The organism is Patiriisocius sp. Uisw_017 (assembly GCF_047731265.1).
Taxonomy (GTDB): Bacteria; Bacteroidota; Bacteroidia; order Flavobacteriales; family Flavobacteriaceae; genus Patiriisocius.
Window position 1 is genome coordinate 3,582,480 of record NZ_CP159835.1, and the last position, 16,604, is coordinate 3,599,083.

Annotated in this window: 13 protein-coding genes and 1 tRNA gene; 9 read left to right on the plus strand and 5 right to left on the minus strand. The window is 35.2% G+C overall.

Going from position 1 to position 16,604, the window contains the following annotated elements; all coding sequences use genetic code 11:
* Positions 1 to 13: 13 nt before the first annotated feature.
* The 4 genes from ABXT67_RS16195 to ABXT67_RS16210 form a co-directional block, all read right to left on the minus strand.
* Positions 14 to 151, minus strand: coding sequence for a hypothetical protein (locus tag ABXT67_RS16195; RefSeq protein ID WP_415375064.1), 138 nt, complete (start codon positions 149 to 151; stop codon positions 14 to 16).
* Between the two features lie 189 nt (positions 152 to 340).
* The gene (gene clpB / locus ABXT67_RS16200; protein ID WP_415375065.1) at positions 341 to 2,944 is read right to left on the minus strand and encodes an ATP-dependent chaperone ClpB; all 2,604 of its coding nucleotides are present in this window, start codon (positions 2,942 to 2,944) and stop codon (positions 341 to 343) included.
* A gap of 249 nt (positions 2,945 to 3,193) precedes the next feature.
* Positions 3,194 to 4,309 (minus strand): T9SS type A sorting domain-containing protein, encoded by a 1,116-nt coding sequence (locus ABXT67_RS16205; RefSeq protein WP_415375066.1) that lies wholly within the window; start codon positions 4,307 to 4,309, stop codon positions 3,194 to 3,196.
* 406 nt (positions 4,310 to 4,715) lie between these two features.
* On the minus strand, positions 4,716 to 5,114 hold the full coding sequence (locus ABXT67_RS16210; protein ID WP_415375067.1) for a hypothetical protein: 399 nt from the start codon (positions 5,112 to 5,114) through the stop codon (positions 4,716 to 4,718).
* A gap of 728 nt (positions 5,115 to 5,842) precedes the next feature.
* Here ABXT67_RS16210 and ytxJ point away from each other — a divergent pair.
* Positions 5,843 to 6,223 carry a bacillithiol system redox-active protein YtxJ gene (gene ytxJ / locus ABXT67_RS16215; RefSeq protein ID WP_415375068.1) on the plus strand — a complete coding sequence of 127 codons (381 nt, stop codon included), beginning with the start codon at positions 5,843 to 5,845 and terminating at the stop codon, positions 6,221 to 6,223.
* Between the two features lie 25 nt (positions 6,224 to 6,248).
* Here the strand turns inward: ytxJ and ABXT67_RS16220 are convergent, their stop codons facing one another.
* A complete protein-coding gene (locus tag ABXT67_RS16220; RefSeq protein ID WP_415375069.1) occupies positions 6,249 to 7,433 on the minus strand; it encodes a hypothetical protein in 1,185 nt (394 codons plus the stop codon).
* 391 nt (positions 7,434 to 7,824) lie between these two features.
* Here ABXT67_RS16220 and ABXT67_RS16225 point away from each other — a divergent pair.
* From ABXT67_RS16225 to ABXT67_RS16260, 8 genes are all read left to right on the plus strand, one after another.
* Positions 7,825 to 7,899 (plus strand) — tRNA-Pro (locus ABXT67_RS16225).
* Between the two features lie 175 nt (positions 7,900 to 8,074).
* Positions 8,075 to 11,725: a ShlB/FhaC/HecB family hemolysin secretion/activation protein gene (locus tag ABXT67_RS16230; RefSeq protein WP_415375070.1), complete on the plus strand. Its 3,651-nt coding sequence runs from the start codon at positions 8,075 to 8,077 to the stop codon at positions 11,723 to 11,725.
* Between the two features lie 133 nt (positions 11,726 to 11,858).
* Positions 11,859 to 12,980 carry a PQQ-dependent sugar dehydrogenase gene (locus ABXT67_RS16235; protein ID WP_415375071.1) on the plus strand — a complete coding sequence of 374 codons (1,122 nt, stop codon included), beginning with the start codon at positions 11,859 to 11,861 and terminating at the stop codon, positions 12,978 to 12,980.
* Between the two features lie 136 nt (positions 12,981 to 13,116).
* A complete protein-coding gene (locus ABXT67_RS16240; RefSeq protein WP_415375072.1) occupies positions 13,117 to 13,563 on the plus strand; it encodes a c-type cytochrome in 447 nt (148 codons plus the stop codon).
* Positions 13,564 to 13,622: 59 nt separating this feature from the next.
* The gene (gene udk, locus ABXT67_RS16245; protein ID WP_415375073.1) at positions 13,623 to 14,240 is read left to right on the plus strand and encodes a uridine kinase; all 618 of its coding nucleotides are present in this window, start codon (positions 13,623 to 13,625) and stop codon (positions 14,238 to 14,240) included.
* Positions 14,230 to 14,547 (plus strand): FtsB family cell division protein, encoded by a 318-nt coding sequence (locus ABXT67_RS16250; protein WP_415375074.1) that lies wholly within the window; start codon positions 14,230 to 14,232, stop codon positions 14,545 to 14,547. The genes udk and ABXT67_RS16250 overlap by 11 nt, the downstream gene beginning before the upstream one ends.
* Positions 14,548 to 14,589: 42 nt before the next feature.
* Positions 14,590 to 15,960, plus strand: coding sequence for a methylmalonyl-CoA mutase subunit beta (locus tag ABXT67_RS16255; RefSeq protein ID WP_415375075.1), 1,371 nt, complete (start codon positions 14,590 to 14,592; stop codon positions 15,958 to 15,960).
* Complete coding sequence (locus ABXT67_RS16260) at positions 15,950 to 16,603, plus strand: hypothetical protein (RefSeq protein ID WP_415375076.1); 654 nt, start codon at positions 15,950 to 15,952, stop codon at positions 16,601 to 16,603. The genes ABXT67_RS16255 and ABXT67_RS16260 overlap by 11 nt, the downstream gene beginning before the upstream one ends.
* Position 16,604 lies beyond the last annotated feature (1 nt).

Consider the following 16,604-nt stretch of genomic DNA (forward strand, 5'->3'; position numbering starts at 1 on the left):
CATAAAAAGCCCTTTAAGCTAAATGTACTTGAGCCAAATATGCTGCGTAGGATAAAACTAGTGTCATAATACTGAACATATAAACGGCTAAAACTGTATTGCGTTGTGGTTGTACTTTTACTTGATCTAAACTTGTGTCTTTCGTTTTCATAATGATTGTTTTTTAATGGTTTACATATATATGACGCACAACTGAGTACTTTTGTTACATACTAATTTAATCTCTTCGAAAAAGCCGCTTGGAATTTTTAAATCCAAGCGGCAACCTAAAACCAACCAATTATGAAACGGATTATTGATTTAAAATATTATATTTTAAATCTGGGCAATCCAACCTATCTTATTGCGTCACTAAATCACTTTGATTTCTAAAAACCAATGTTCCATCAAAGCTGTCTAGTAAAATTATGCTATCTGTGGTTACCTTGCCTGCTAGTATTTCTTTTGAAAGCGCATTCAATACTTCTTTTTGAATGACTCTTTTAACAGGTCTTGCTCCATATTGTGGATCGTACCCTTTTTCAGCTAAATATCCTATCGCTTCATTTGTAGCATCCATAGTAATGCCTTGCTTTGCTAACATTTTGGTTAGTCCCTTTAATTGAAGACCTACAATTTTGTGAATATCCTCTTTTGAAAGTGGTGTAAACATAATAATGTCGTCAATCCTGTTTAAAAACTCTGGACGTACTGTTTGTTTTAAAAGTCCGAGCACTTCTATTTTAGCACCTTCCATCGCAGTTTCAGGATCTTTAACGCTTTCAAATTTCTGCTGAATAATTTCACTACCCATATTACTTGTCATAATAATTATAGTGTTTTTAAAATCTGCAACGCGACCTTTGTTATCTGTCAATCTTCCTTCGTCCAACACTTGTAATAAAATATTGAAGGTATCAGGATGCGCTTTTTCAACCTCATCCAACAACACTACAGAGTATGGCTTTCTTCTCACAGCTTCAGTTAACTGTCCTCCTTCATCGTACCCAACATAGCCAGGAGGAGCACCCACCAAGCGACTTACACTATGACGTTCTTGGTACTCACTCATATCTATGCGTGTCATCGCAGTTTCATCATCAAATAAATATTCAGCCAATGCCTTCGCTAGTTCGGTTTTACCAACCCCAGTAGTCCCTAGGAAGAGGAAACTACCTATTGGCTTTTTTTGATCTTGCAATCCCGCCCTACTTCTTCTAATTGCATCACTCACTGCAATAATTGCCTCTTCTTGTCCAACGACACGTTTATGTAATTCTTTCTCTAATTTGAGTAGTTTTTCGCGATCGCTTTGGAGCATTTTTGTTACAGGAATCCCTGTCCATTTTGCTACAATCTCAGCGATATCTTCATAAGTAACTTCTTCTTTTATAAGCGAATTTTCACTTTGATTTTCAGCAAGTTCTGTTTCTAATTCTGAAAGTTTTTCTTGTGCTTCTTTAATTTTTCCGTAGCGAATTTCTGCTACTTTCCCAAAATCTCCTTCTCGTTCTGCCCTTTCAGCCTCTAGTTTGTAATTTTCAATTTCAGTTTTATACTTCTGAACGTTTTCTACTACTTCTTTCTCACTTTTCCACTTTGCATTGAGTTCGTTTCTTTCTTCTTTAAGGTTTGCTAAATCGCTTCGAAGACTTTTTAGTCTTGTTTCATCTTTTTCACGTTTTATGGCTTCGATCTCAATTTCTAACTGCATTACCTTTCGGTCTAGAACATCCAATTCCTCTGGCTTGCTATTAATTTCCATTCTCATTTTACTCGCAGCCTCGTCCATTAAATCAATGGCCTTATCTGGCAAAAAACGATTGGTAATATAACGTTGCGACAATTCTACGGCAGCAATAATTGCTTCATCTTTGATACGTACTTTGTGGTGTGCTTCGTACTTTTCTTTAATTCCACGTAGGATTGAGATAGCACTCTCGGTATCAGGTTCATTCACCTGCACTCTTTGAAAACGACGCTCTAAAGCCTTGTCTTTCTCAAAATATTTTTGGTATTCATCCAGTGTTGTAGCTCCTATTGCACGAAGCTCTCCACGAGCCAGCGCAGGCTTTAAAATATTAGCCGCATCCATTGCCCCTTGACCACCTCCAGCACCCACTAAGGTATGAATTTCATCAATAAACAACACTATATCGCCGTCGCTAGAAGTTACTTCTTTGATAACCGCTTTTAACCTTTCTTCAAATTCACCTTTAAATTTTGCACCCGCAATAAGTGCCCCCATATCCAAGGAGTATACCACTTTCGATTTCAAATTTTCGGGGACATCCCCATCTACAATTCTATGGGCTAATCCTTCTGCAATAGCAGTTTTACCAGTACCTGGCTCTCCTACTAACATGGGGTTGTTCTTAGTACGGCGTGTTAAGATCTGAAGGATTCTTCTAATTTCTTCATCGCGACCAATTACTGGATCCAACTTTCCATCTTGTGCTAACTGATTGAGGTTACGGGCATATTTATTTAAAGCATTGTAGGTCTCCTCTGCACTTTGCGAGGTTACCCGATCTCCTTTTCGCAATTCTTCTATGGCAGCTTTTAAGCCTTTTTCAGTAACACCCTGATCTTTTAAAGTTTGGGCGATGTTACTTTTTGAATTAAATATCGCCAACAACAAATGCTCGATGGAAACATATTCATCATTCATTTTCTTAGCAATAATACTCGCTTCATTTACAGCTTTCCCAGCGGTTCTCGAAAGCATAATATCTACACCTGAAACTTTTGGAAAACTATCGAGCTGTTTGTCTAAAATTTGTTTCAACAGATCAACATTCACATTCAATTTTTTTAATAGAAAAGGAGTTACATTCTCATCCACTTCAAAAATGGCTTTTAATATGTGTTCATTCTCTATTTGCTGATGTCCAAAACCTTGAGCAAGTTGTTGTGATTGCTGCATTGCCTCTTGGCTTTTTATCGTATAATTATTAAAATTCATTTGATGTGTTTTTAGTGCTTATTTCTGAACTTTTATTCTTTTTAAAGGTGAATTTCAAAAGATAAGCCAAGATGGTGAAAAGACAAAATGTCCTGCTAAGCCTATGTTTTACAAGACATTTTGACATAAAAAAGCCGCTCCATAAGGAAGCAGCTTACATTCTTTAACAGATAAAATGTATTATCTTTTAGTTTGCTTTTGTGTTGAAGTTACTCCATTAGCTTTTGCTTTCACAAAGTAAGCTCCGGCTTATAAGTCAGAAATATCGAATGAAAATTTAGTAACATTAGGTGTTTGTTGCAATACAACTTGACCCAAAAGATTATAAATTTCCAAAGAGTCAATAGAAACATTTGATTTCATTGTTATTAAACCATAAGCTGGATTAGGGAACATAGCGAAAGGTTCGATTTCAAAAGTAGAATTACCCAATATTGTGTTGAATGTTAAAGGCTCGCTAAACTGAAACATTTCATTTTCAACATCACAAATTGAAACTATATAAGCATCATAAGTAACCTCAGAACTCAAACCTGTTGCAGTCATTGAAGTTGTTGTTTGTGGTAATACCGCAGATTCAAAAAGTATTGAATCCACAAGTGGATCTTCTCCGTGTAATACGATATACGTTTTATATCCGTCAAATGCTGTAGGTACTTCATCCCAAGTCATATCTGCGGTTGTATCAGTTTCATTTGACACGGTAGCGTTTGCCGTTGGATCGCAGGTTAATGGTTGGGGAGAATTACAAGTAAGGGTTAATTCAAATTCTCCTTGACTATGTTCAGATCCAAATACATATATATAATAACGTTCAGTTTCATCTGTAGTGATTGAAATTTCAGATAGTATATCACAAGAGTCATTATTACTGGCTATGCATTCCATTCCATCGCAAGAACCAGCGTACACTGTAATTTGTGAATCAAAATAGATATTAGTGCTTGTACATAATGAAAATACGATTTCAGAACCCACGAACAGTGTGTTTTCAAAAGTATACCATATGCCAGCTTGACCTAGCATTAACGCACATAGATCCATTTCTTGTTTTGTTTCTGTAGCTCCTCTGGTAGTTGCATCGATGACACTGCCGCACCTAACATCCATAGCATCTATACAGGCATCGTTTTCAGGAATTGCCGTAAGCGTTCTAAAAGTTTCGTAAGTTCCGCTATTTACGATCTCTCCAGTGCAATTAGATATTAATAAGCAGTCGTAACCTGTATTATTTGTTCGGCCTTTAGCTGTTGCGATCAATTCGCTGTCCGCTGGAATAAATTCTGTGTAATTAGGAGTAAAAACTCCTAATCTATATATATATTTAGGGTGTATCCTTCTGTTGCTTCTGGCAAATTGTCCCAAGTAAAATCTGCGGATGTTATAGCGATATTTGAAGCGACAAAATTCTCTACAAATGGACAAGCTGGAATTGGGGGAAGTGTTCTAAATTAAGTGTAGCTAATTCAGATACTAAGTCACCTGAACAATTAGAATTTAAATAGACACTATAAGGAGCGTCTGGTGTCAAGTCCGTAAAGGTAGCGGCTAGCGCGCCAGCGGGAAGATCTTCTGTAAAAATAGAAGTATCCACCAATGGACCAGCACCACCTGAAAAAACACGTAATGTAAATCCATCCGTAGCCTCTGGTAGAGCGTCCCAAGTTAAATCTACTGATGTAATTAAAATAGTTGTGGCAACAAAGTTATTAGGACTCGGGCAAGCTGGCCTTGGGGAAAGTGTAATACTCCAATCAAAGGGTGCTGAACTTCATCTATTGTTCCATTGGATAAAATACTCTTCGCCTGCAAGCACTTCAAATTCTGGAATTTCTGATGCACAATAAGCGCCTCTTGGTGCTGTTAAACAAAAATCATCGTTATATGCTACTGCTGAATCATCTGCACAATCGTTCCAAATAAACAAAGTTGTGTCTTCACCTCCAAAACAAGAGTTCACATTAATCGTTCCGGCGGCCGTGGCGGCGGATATAAACCAAGCAGAATCATTTCTATTAACTCCATTAGTCTGGGCTATAGTTGTTTGTAATATCATCCCCTTAGTTATTATAATTGCAGAGGAACAGTTATCGCGGCCGTTTTGAGCATTCATATCACAAGATACACTGGTCAAAAAAGCTATAATTAAAAATTTTGTGATTTTTTTCATGCTTCATAGTTTAACTTAATTTTTTTGTTTGGAACAGCCAATTTATTTTAAAAAATTAATTTGCTAATATTCTAAAATCAAAACAACTCTGGGTAAAAATGTCCTACCAACCTATTCCTTTAAGATGTTAAAAAAAATACTGTAAATATTCTTCAGATGCTTTTTTTAAAGTTCGCGTAGTTTTTCTTTTTTTAAAAGACCAAATCATCCTAGGGACAATAATTGAGAAGAGCTAACCCAAGAGCGTTCTTTAAATTTCTTGTTGAAATAGGGAGATGTGGTAATACCTGTATCATAGCTAACTTCAGAAAAGGTGAAAATATTTTTTTGTAATAGTTGATATGCTTTTTGTCATCTAACTTCAAGTATAAATTGCACTGGAGTAATCCCTGTATATTGTTTCAAGATTCGTGTAAGCCGTCGCTAGCGATAATGTACTTTATACCAAAACAGATCCATCCACTAATTCGGCGTAATAGCAATTAAAACAATACAAGAGCGTCAACAAGAAATTGACGTCTTAAAAAATAATATTAGAGAACTACAAAAATTGTAAAACCGAATTTCTATGTTAGAAAACAAGGGGATTTATTTATGCTATGCTCTTTTAGCAGAAGACCAAGTGTCGATTTTATTCACCTTGATCTTTTTTATTTAAAATATTTTATCCTTTTTTTTATAGAAAAGAAAGGATAAAATATTTAGTTTTGCGAAAAAAATAACGGGCTATGGGATTATTTAGTAGAAAAAAAACAGAACACGTCGAAGAAAAACAAATACCGTGGAACCCTCTTACTGATTTAAAACAACTAGATGAGATAGTCGAAGAATCTAAAACAATCCCAGTAGCAATCTTTAAACATTCTACCCGATGTGGTATTAGCAGAATGGTATTGCGAAATTTTGAAAGCAGCTATGAAATCCCTGTTAACCAATTGAAAATATACTACTTAGACTTACTATCCTATCGCGACATATCTGACGAAATTGGTCATAAATTTCAAGTAATGCACCAAAGTCCTCAATTAATAGTACTTAAAAATGGAACGGCAGTGGCAAATGCTTCGCATCATAGTATTGATGCTAGTGAGCTGAAGAATTTTGTGTAAAAAAAAAGACTTTATTGGGCTCTTTTTACCTCAAATTATTATTGCTTAAAATATCTTTCAAACGAAGTTTTACATCTTCTCCTGCATCAAAAACCATTTGTTCATTAGAAGGAAAAGGTATAAAGTTATTATTCAAAAATCTCAAGTCTTCGTCAGTAAGTGCTCTCTCATCTCCTCGATATCTTGCGAAGGTATTTTCAAAAATAAATTCGCTTGTTAACGGAAAGCGATCCATATCTCGGCTTGTTATTAAATCGCGATACAAAACATTACCGCCTACAAAAGTAGTTTTTTCTTGTGTGGTATAGGTTATACTAGCAACTACAGTTATAAATACATCCCTCTTAAGATTATTTCCTAGGCTATCTTTTAGGATATTTCCTTTGCGATCACTCACATATTCCCAGCCGTCATTTATTACATTAGATCGCTGCTCTGTAACTTCACTAATACGCTCTGGTCTAATGGCTATTTCTTCAAAATTTAAGTTTATTCCAAGATTATAATCAATATCACTAGCTCTTTGAGAATGATATTGCGTCCAAAAATCATCCAGTCCGTAGGTATTAAAATCAAGTAGCTCTCGTTCCAGTCTAAGTGGAATTATTTGACCTGTACCATTATTTAAAGTAACGTGCACATAATCCGTTCCGTAGAAACGGGCATTCTCTTTTATTTGTTGTATTCCATTATAGTTTGGAGCTAATTCTTCTAACTCGCAATAAATATAATACGCCGTTCTAAAATCTTCTAAAGTTCCCCTATTCTCATAATTCTGAGCTTCTCCGACCAATGCCTCCATAAGGACGAGACGTGCTGCACTAATATCACTATTATAATTTACTATTTTAAACTTGGCTTCTTTTCCAGTTCTTGTATTGAATAATGGGAGCAATGGACGTATTTGATCCTGAACTTCTTCGATATTTTGATAGGTGTAATACACTTCTTTTGCAGCTTTTGTCGATTGTTGCTTTTTTAACAATCCAATGCGACGGGTACTTTCATTCGCATACTTCTTAAAAGCATCTTCTAATAGTTCTATTCTAACATCATTCTTTCCTGATGTATTATCGCGATGCAACTTTTTTACGGCAAGTGCTATCGCTTTTTCATAATCGCCCTTTGCCAATACTCGTTGATTTCGCTTTGCACTATTACAGCTTGCCAAAAGAAATAATGTACCCAAGATAATAAGTAGTTTCTTCATAATTGAAAGGTATTGGTTATTATGGTTAAATTCATAAAGCGATGTCAGAAAACAAATTCCAAAAAAAAAAACAAATTTTAAATCCCAAAACTATGTAAAATTTAAGATGTTTAGCATTCTTAATAGCAATAAGAATTATCTCCGCACTTTTCACATTTTACACAAAAGTTAATGCTTTAAACTGAAATTGTATTGTTGGTTTTTTATACTTTTGGTGACCATTCAATAAAAGAAAATTCTTTTATATGGATCAACAAAGTTAACGATATCGGGGCGTGTCCCTTAGACTTGACCTCCTTGGGTTGGTCATCTCAGGATGAACTGTACCACGGTTTGTACGGATTAATAAAAATATAATAACTGACATGTATTTCAGTTTTGCTAACTATATCGGGGCGTGGCGCAGTCCGGTTAGCGTACACGGCTGGGGGTCGTGTGGTCGCAAGTTCAAATCTTGTCGCCCCGACAATTATAAATGAAAAGATGTTTTTGCAATAGAAACATCTTTTTTTTTTCGATTTTTATTGCGGTTTCAGTTTAAATTCTTTTACTTGAAAGAACTCCCAAACAATTTCGTTGTTTGAGTGGCTTCCTATACTTTTATAATCTATTATGGTTTATTTTCAACTAAAAACCTTTGTATGCAATTAAAATACTTTTCTACTTCGGTTTCAAAAATTGGAGCTGTAGTTGCACTTTTAATACTTTCTGCTTGTGCAACATTTAAATCGCAAAAATCAAATACCGTAAACGATGTTTCCATTATAAACGAAAAACCACTTCACACCTTTTTCGTTGCTGGTGGAATTGGTAATGATGAACTATCTGAAAACGGTGAAATTAAATCCAAGCTCACGTCATATTTGAATGCAGCAAATAAAAACAGTACGTTATTCTTTGCGGGAGATTATATCTCTTGCGATTATGAAGACACTAAAAGAAATATAGATTTAATTGCACAGCAGTTAAATCTGGTCAAAGATTTTAAAGGAAAAACGCGTTTTGTCCCTGGAGATAACGAATGGAGAAGTTTTGATTCAAAACAAATAGAATGGGTTGAAAATTATATAAAAGAGCGAAATATAAAAAGAATTAAAGTTGTCCCTAATAACGTATGTCCACTTGAATTTGATGAAATTAATGAAGATCTAAACATATTGTATGTTGATTCACAATGGTACATCGCGAATTGGGATCGCGTAGATGATATCAACAGAAAATGTACCGATATCAGCACACGTAGAATGTTCACTACTGAACTGGAAAGTTTTATTAAAGATTCCCGGGGGAAAAATTTAGTAATTGTTATGCACCATCCAATTTTCACAAACGGAATGTTTGGAATGAGTTATATGGGCGGGGCTTCACCCAAGAAAGTTTTCTTTGACCGGTATCAAGATTTACGCATCAATGTAAGTGCTTTTGTACAAGAGTTAGACAGAGTAACCATTGTATCGGGTCACGAAAAAAGTTTACAGTATTTACAAAGTGGAGATGTATATCAAATTATTAGTGGTTCTTTAGGTGGTGCTGCACGCACTAAAATGAAGAGTGACAATATAAATGCTTTAGGTGGAACTCTAAAATACGAAGGTAAATATACCCACGGAGCGGCGGGATTTGCAGTAATCAATTACTTTGAAGATGGCAGGTCTCAGGTAACCTTTGTTACAAGTGAAGAAGAAAAGACATTTAACTTAACATCTAAGTTCGCCCCTAAGACAAAAGGTTTTGCTCCCACTACTGAAAGGGGAACTAAGAAAGTACCTGTAGTTACAGATGAAAGCAAGCTAAATAAATCTGGCTTCTATAACTTTTTATGGGGAAAAAGATACCGCAGTTATTTTGGGGTTCCAGTAACCGCTCCCATAGCAGATTTAAACAACCTTTATAAAGGCCTTAAAATCATTAAAAAAGGTGGTGGGCACCAATCCTTTTCAGCACGTTTAGCGAGTAAAGACGGCAAAGAATATGCGATGCGAGGCTTGGAAAAAAATGCGCTGAAATTTTTAAAGTTTAAAGTTCCAGGCATCACTTATACAGAAGAAGAATATAAAAACACCCTTGCAGAAACTGCCGTTTATGACTTCTTTACGACTACCCATCCTTATATACAACTTGTTATAAATCCGTTAGCAAAAGAAGCTTCCTTAAATCACGGGGGAACCAAATTATTTTATTTACCAAAGCAACCTGGATTTGAGATTTTAGGTGATGAATATGGGGATCAACTATATTTTATAGAAGAGCGCCCTAACGATGCACAAAAAGAATATGAAGGCTATAACAGGATGAATCCAGGGAGTGGAAAAATAGCACAGTTTGAAAGCAGTACAGATGTTTTTGAAAAACTAAAAGAAGATGAAAAATATAGCATAGACCAGCGTGCTTTCATTAGGGCACGTATTTTTGATATGCTTATTGGTGATTGGGATCGTCACGAAGACCAATGGAGATGGGCACAATATGAAATTTCAGAAGAAGACATTCGTTTTTTACCTATCCCAAGAGATAGAGATGGAGCTTTCTCTAAATTTGATGGTATTGTGATACCTATTATAAAACTTTTTTTGCCAGACACACGCTATTGGCAATCTTATGATGAAGAAATTCCTGACGTAAAATGGTTTAATGGCGAAGGAAATAACTTAGATCGCAGATTAATAAATAAATTTGGAACCGAAGCTTGGATTAAGGAAGCACAATACATCCAGGAAAATTTGAGCGCTGCGGAAATTGATGAAGCCTTCAAAAATCTTCCAACAGAAGTCCAAGACGAAGCAAGCGATGATATTAAGAAAAAATTAAAAGGAAGACTTTCAAACATTGATAAGATTGCTGAATCATACGGAAAATATCTTAACCACACCGTTGCGGTTCACGCAACAAACAAAGACGATATAATTAAAATCACACGTCTTGGCGATGGAAAAACTCAAGTGATTATCGAAAGAAATTTAAAAAATCAAGATAACAAAGTGTTTTTTGACAGGGTTTTTGTTGCTTCAGAAACAAAAGAAATCTGGATATATGGACTTGAAGATGATGACGAATTTATCGTCGATGGAAAAGGTGGAGGAAGTAAAATTAGACTTGTTGGAGGCTATGGGAAAGATGACTTTAATATCAAGAACAGCACTAACATTAAAGTGTACGATTGGAAACATGAGGATACAGATTTTATAGGAAAAACACCCGCACATCAATTTACTAATAAATATGAAACCAATACTTTTCACTGGCGCTATTTTAAAGAAAACAATAATATTCTTCTACCAATAGTAGGCTTTAGAAGAGATGACGGGGGGTATTTAGGAGCTTCAAATATCTATACAAACTATGGCTTTAATGGAAACCCGTTTAGATACCAACATCAAATTGCAGCGAGTTATTTCTTTGATTTTCAAGCGGTAGAATTAGAGTATAAAGGAACTTTTGCTAATTTATTTCCAAAAGTTAATCTAGAAATAGGCGGTTATTTTACCAACGATAGTTTTGCGAACAACTTCTTTGGGTTTGGCAACGAAACCATGTACGATCAAGACGCCACTGAACTTGAATTTAACCGTGCAAGGATGCAACAAATAAAAGCAAATGTAGGTTTTGTAGGAAAGTATTTAAGAGTTGACGGCTTGTTTGAATCTTTTAGAGTAGAGGAAGACGCTACCCGTTTATTTATACCTGTCAATGTAAATTCTGAAGTTTTCGAAAGTCAAAATTATGCAGGCGCACAGGCCATGTTTGAGTATAAAAATCAAAATGCACAGGATTTCCCAACAAAAGCTCGTTATTTAGGAGTAACCGTTGGAGCAAAAGCTAATATAGCCGAAAGCACAAATAGCTTTGCATATGCATCTGCTAAAATAGGATGGCAAGAAAAATTAATCCCGTCAGGAAACTTAGTGCTTTCTACAACTGCCGAAGTTAAAACGAACTTTGGGGATTATGGTAGTGACTATTACTTCTATCATGCACCATCTATTGGCGGTACTAATGGCTTACGAGGGTTCAGAAATGAAAGGTTTGCTGGAGAAACATATTTCTATCAAAGTAGTGATTTAAAACTAAGAGTTGCAAGAATCGTTACTGCGGCTCTCCCAATAACCATCGGTACCTATGGGGGTTTTGACTACGGAAGAGTTTGGGCTGAAAATGAAGATTCTGAGCAATGGCACAATTCGTTTGGGGGTGGTTTATGGGTTAGCACGCTAAACTCTTTAGCATTAAACGCAGGTTATTTTGTTTCAGATGAAGGCGCTCAAATTCAAATAGGATTCGGATTTGCCTTTTAAAAAAAAATTAAGTTACCCAAAACATTACCAACAAATAGTTTCAGAGAAACCTCTTAAAAATTAGCCCTTTCTTATACAGTGGGGCTTTTTTTAATTGTGGATATTTTATATCTTTAGAAGAAACACAATAGCTATGCTCAAAACCTCTTTACTTATTTTCTTTTCTCTATTGTTTATTTCCTGTTCGTCGCCTAAAAAGAAAAATGATATTGCGATAAATACGCAAACTAAAAAAAGCTACAAAACGAATAAAGTTGTTGATAATTTAGACAACCCTTGGGGAATGACTTGGCTACCAGACGGCGCCATGCTCATTACTGAAAAAAGTGGGACGCTCATTCATTTTAAGAATGGGGTGAAAACCAAAGTTAAAAATGTGCCAGAAGTTTATAACCGAGGACAAGGTGGATTATTAGATATCGAACTACATCCAGACTATGCTACAAATGGTTGGATTTATATAACGCACGCTTCTAAAAATGGCAGTGGCGATGGTGGTAATACACAACTTATTCGTTGCAAACTAGATGGCGATGCACTTACTAACATAGCGGTTTTATACAAAGCAACTCCAAATACAACTAAAGGCCAGCATTTTGGTTCTCGAATTGTGTTTGATAAGGAAGGCTATTTATATTTTTCAATTGGTGAGCGCGGAAACCGTGATGTAAATCCTCAAGATATTAAAAGGGACGGCGGAAAAATTTACAGGCTCAACGACGACGGAACCATCCCAAAGGACAACCCATTTGTAAATGAAGAAGGCGCTAAAAAAGGAATTTATACCTACGGAAACCGAAATCCGCAAGGAATGGACATCCATCCAACAACAGGTAAAATTTGGATTCACGAACACGGCCCAAAAGGAGGTGACGAAGTAAATATTATCAAAAAAGGAGCAAATTACGGCTGGCCAATAATTAGCTACGGCATAAACTATAGCGGAACAAAATTTACAGACAAAACTAAAGAACAAGGAATGGAACAACCCATTTATTATTGGGTTCCCTCCATTGCCCCTTGCGGGATGACTTTTGTAACAGGAGATGTGTATCCAGAATGGAAAGGAAATCTTTTAGTAGGCTCGCTCAAATTTAACTACATAGAAATGCTCACCCTCGATGGTGAAAAAGTAACCAGCAGAGATAAAATAGCAGAAGATATTGGCAGGGTGCGAAACGTAAAACAAGGACCCGATGGCTATATTTATATCGCGGTTGAAGGGGATGGTATTTTTAAGGTGATACCCAACTAAAAATCCCAAAATGTAAAAGAAAATATTAAATAGTATCAATATTAAATTTCAAATTATTTACTTGTTAAAAGTGGTCAATGCCGTTTAGGTATAGACATCAAATAAATCACCTATCAAAAATCGAAAACATTTAAAAATGAAATACATCCTAATAATCGCAGCACTCTCTATAATGTCTTGCAACAGTTCAACTTCTAAAAAGGAATCAAAAACAGTTGACATAGGAGCTCAAAAAGAAATAACACAAACACCTTTGGAGCAAAGTATAGAGCGCGGAAGTATTGTGTATAGAGAGTTTTGTGCGCAATGCCACCGTCCTAAAGGTAATGGGGTTGGGCGCAGTTATCCTCCACTTGCAGGTTCAGATTGGCTCACAGACAAAAGAACAGAAAGTATCCACGCCGTAAAATATGGTCTCAAAGGTCCCATTGAAGTAATTGGGGAAAAATATGATAATGTAATGGCACCTATGGGATTATCTGATGAAGAAATTGCAGACGTAATGAATTATACTATGAACACTTGGGGAAATACGCAGAAAGAAATGGTCACTGTAAAAGAGGTAGCTGCTGTTGAAAAGTAATACCCCCATAAATTCATAATTTCGATGAAAACCCTATTTTTACAAAAACTTTGTCTTTTATGCTAATCATAGGTATCGCAGGTGGAACGGGTAGTGGAAAAACTACCGTTGTTAATCAAATTATTGAGCAACTTCCTATTGATGAAGTTTGTATGATATCACAAGACAGTTATTATAAAGACACAAGCCATTTAACCTATGAGCAGCGCGTGGCCATAAACTTTGACCATCCCAATTCCATAGATTTTGATTTGCTGATTAAACACCTAGAAATGCTAAGAAAAGGCAACTCTTTTGAACAGCCAGTGTATTCTTTTGTCCAACACAACCGTACTAAAGAAACGGTATCAACACATCCTAAAAGGGTTATCATTGTAGAAGGAATTTTAATCCTCACAAATCCAATAATTAGAGAACTACTTGATGTAAAAGTCTATGTTCACGCTGATAGTGATGAGCGTTTAATCCGCAGATTGAAAAGAGATATTACAGAGAGAGGACGTGATCTTGAAGAGGTTTTAAATAGATATCAAACCACTCTAAAACCTATGCAACTGCAATTTATAGAGCCTACAAAAGAATTTGCAGATATTATTATACCTACAAATCGGTATAATACAGTGGCAGTAGATTTAATACGAACCATCATTGCTGATACTTTAAAAAATGGCAAATAGAATATTAAAACAAAATAAGTGGTTGCGATGGCTTGGGAATAAGTATGTCCTTATTTTACTCCTGTTTTTGGCGTGGATGTTTTTCTTTGATGCTAATAATTGGTTTTTTCACAAAGAATTGAATGACGATATTGAGGCCTTAGAACAAAACGAAGCATTCTATAAAAATGAAATTGCAAAAGACAAAGCTTTTATGGAAAAAATGAAAGACAGCACTGAAATGGAACAATTCGCGCGTCAGAAATATTTTCTCAAAAAACAAAATGAAGATATTTTTATAATTGAAAATGAAGACAGTATTCAGTAGTCAAAAAAACAACTTTAGGTACTTTTAAAAATAAACAAACAAATGAAAAACAAGCTGTTTCAAGACTTCTCTCCTACTTCGGCTAAAGGCTGGAAACAACAAATACAAGCAGACCTTAAAGGGGCAGATTATAATGATGCTTTGGTAAGTACTAGTCTAGAAGGCATTCATATCAATCCGTTTTATCATCAAGATACTATTGGGCCAAATGCTCCCGCATTTAATCATCCAAGTACATGGAATGTAGGACAAGAATTTTTTATCGACAATGAAAAAATAACAAATAAACTCTTATTGGATGCATTTAATAGAGGTGCGGAAGCTATTATATTAACAGCAACTTCGATCTTTAAAATAGCCACTGTTCTCAAAGGTTTTGATAAAGAAAAACATCTTTTATATTTTAATTTACAGTTTCTAGATCCCGATTTTACAAAGAAACTACAAAAGCACTGTTCAGAAATTGGCTTAAGTTTCTTTATACAAGTAGATCCCATTCATCAATTGGCAAAGGATGGTAATTGGTTTCAGGATTCTAAAAAAGATATGGAGGATCTTAGGAGAATTGTTTCTGTAAAAAACGAAGCTTCTTCAGTTTCTGTAGATGCACGATTATATCATAATGCTGGGTGTAATATCATTCAAGAAATTGCATACACTATTAGTCATGCCCACGAATACCTTCATCAATTACAAGATACGCTTTCAGAAAAAGACACGGTTATTCTAAAAATGGCAACGGGAAGTAACTATTTTTTCGAAATTGCAAAACTTCGCGCATTGCGTTTGGTTTTTAATTCCGTAGTAAAAGAATACCATCTAGATATTAAATGCCATATAATTTCCACTCCGGGGAAACGAAACAAAACTATTTACGATTATAATATAAATATGTTACGAACAACGACTGAATGCATGAGTGCTATTCTAGGGGGAGCTGATACAGTTTCTAATTTAAATTATGATTCCTTATACCATAAAGACAATGAATTTGGTGCGCGTATTGCACGCAATCAACTTTTAATTCTTAAAGAAGAAAGTTATTTTGATGTGGTGTCAAATCCTTCAGACGGGGCTTATTATATTGAAAATTTAACCAATGAATTAGCCGAAAAAGCCTTGGTATTATTTAAAGAAATCGAAAAAAATGGCGGCTTTATAAAAAGTCTTGTTAAAGGGGTGATTCAGAATAAAATAAAAGAAGCTGCAGATAAACAACAGCAACATTTTGATCAAGGTGAAATCGTATTATTGGGAACTAACAAACATCCCAATGAAAATGATATCATGAAAGATGATTTAGAATTGTATCCCTTTGTAAAGCAAAATCCGCGTAAAACAAGTATTATCCCTATTGTGGAGAAAAGATTGGCAGAAGCAATTGAAAAAGAACGATTAGAACGTGAAAAATAAACGAATCTATCATTTATACTCCATTCGCATTGTTATACTACTAATGGTATTAACAACACTTTCTTCTTGCTTAACAGTCACTTCTGAAATTGTAGATTGGACCACAATCCAAAATACTCTTGACTATCCTGGAAACTATTATTTTCTCGAAGACAACGGTGTCAATGTTTATTTTCCAAACGAATTTGAAAAATTTTCCTCGACAGAATATTTAAGAATAATAGATAGTCTTGGCACTAAGGAAGAATATAATAGAGAACAAATTCGTATAGAATCCTTACAGGATTTAGAAGGTACAATTCATCTATTTTTCGATGAAAAAACACGTGCATTGGGAATGGTCAATACCATGCCATACACTCCTTTTAATCGCAAAGACGCAAAGATAATGCTTAGTTCTCAAATTAGGAATACGGCAGACGTCAATCAATACAATGTAGACAAACAAACGGCTAAATATAGCAAGGCGGGAAACTATGATATTTTTAAAGCGATCTATAGATTACAAGACCCTAAAACTTCAGAATTATTTTGGTACAACGCTGTATACGTTGTGAGCGCTAACAAAAAAACGGTAATGATAAATATCAATACTTCCTTTATGGTTGATTTTGACCCTTTTATTCTAAAAACAAAAATGTAAC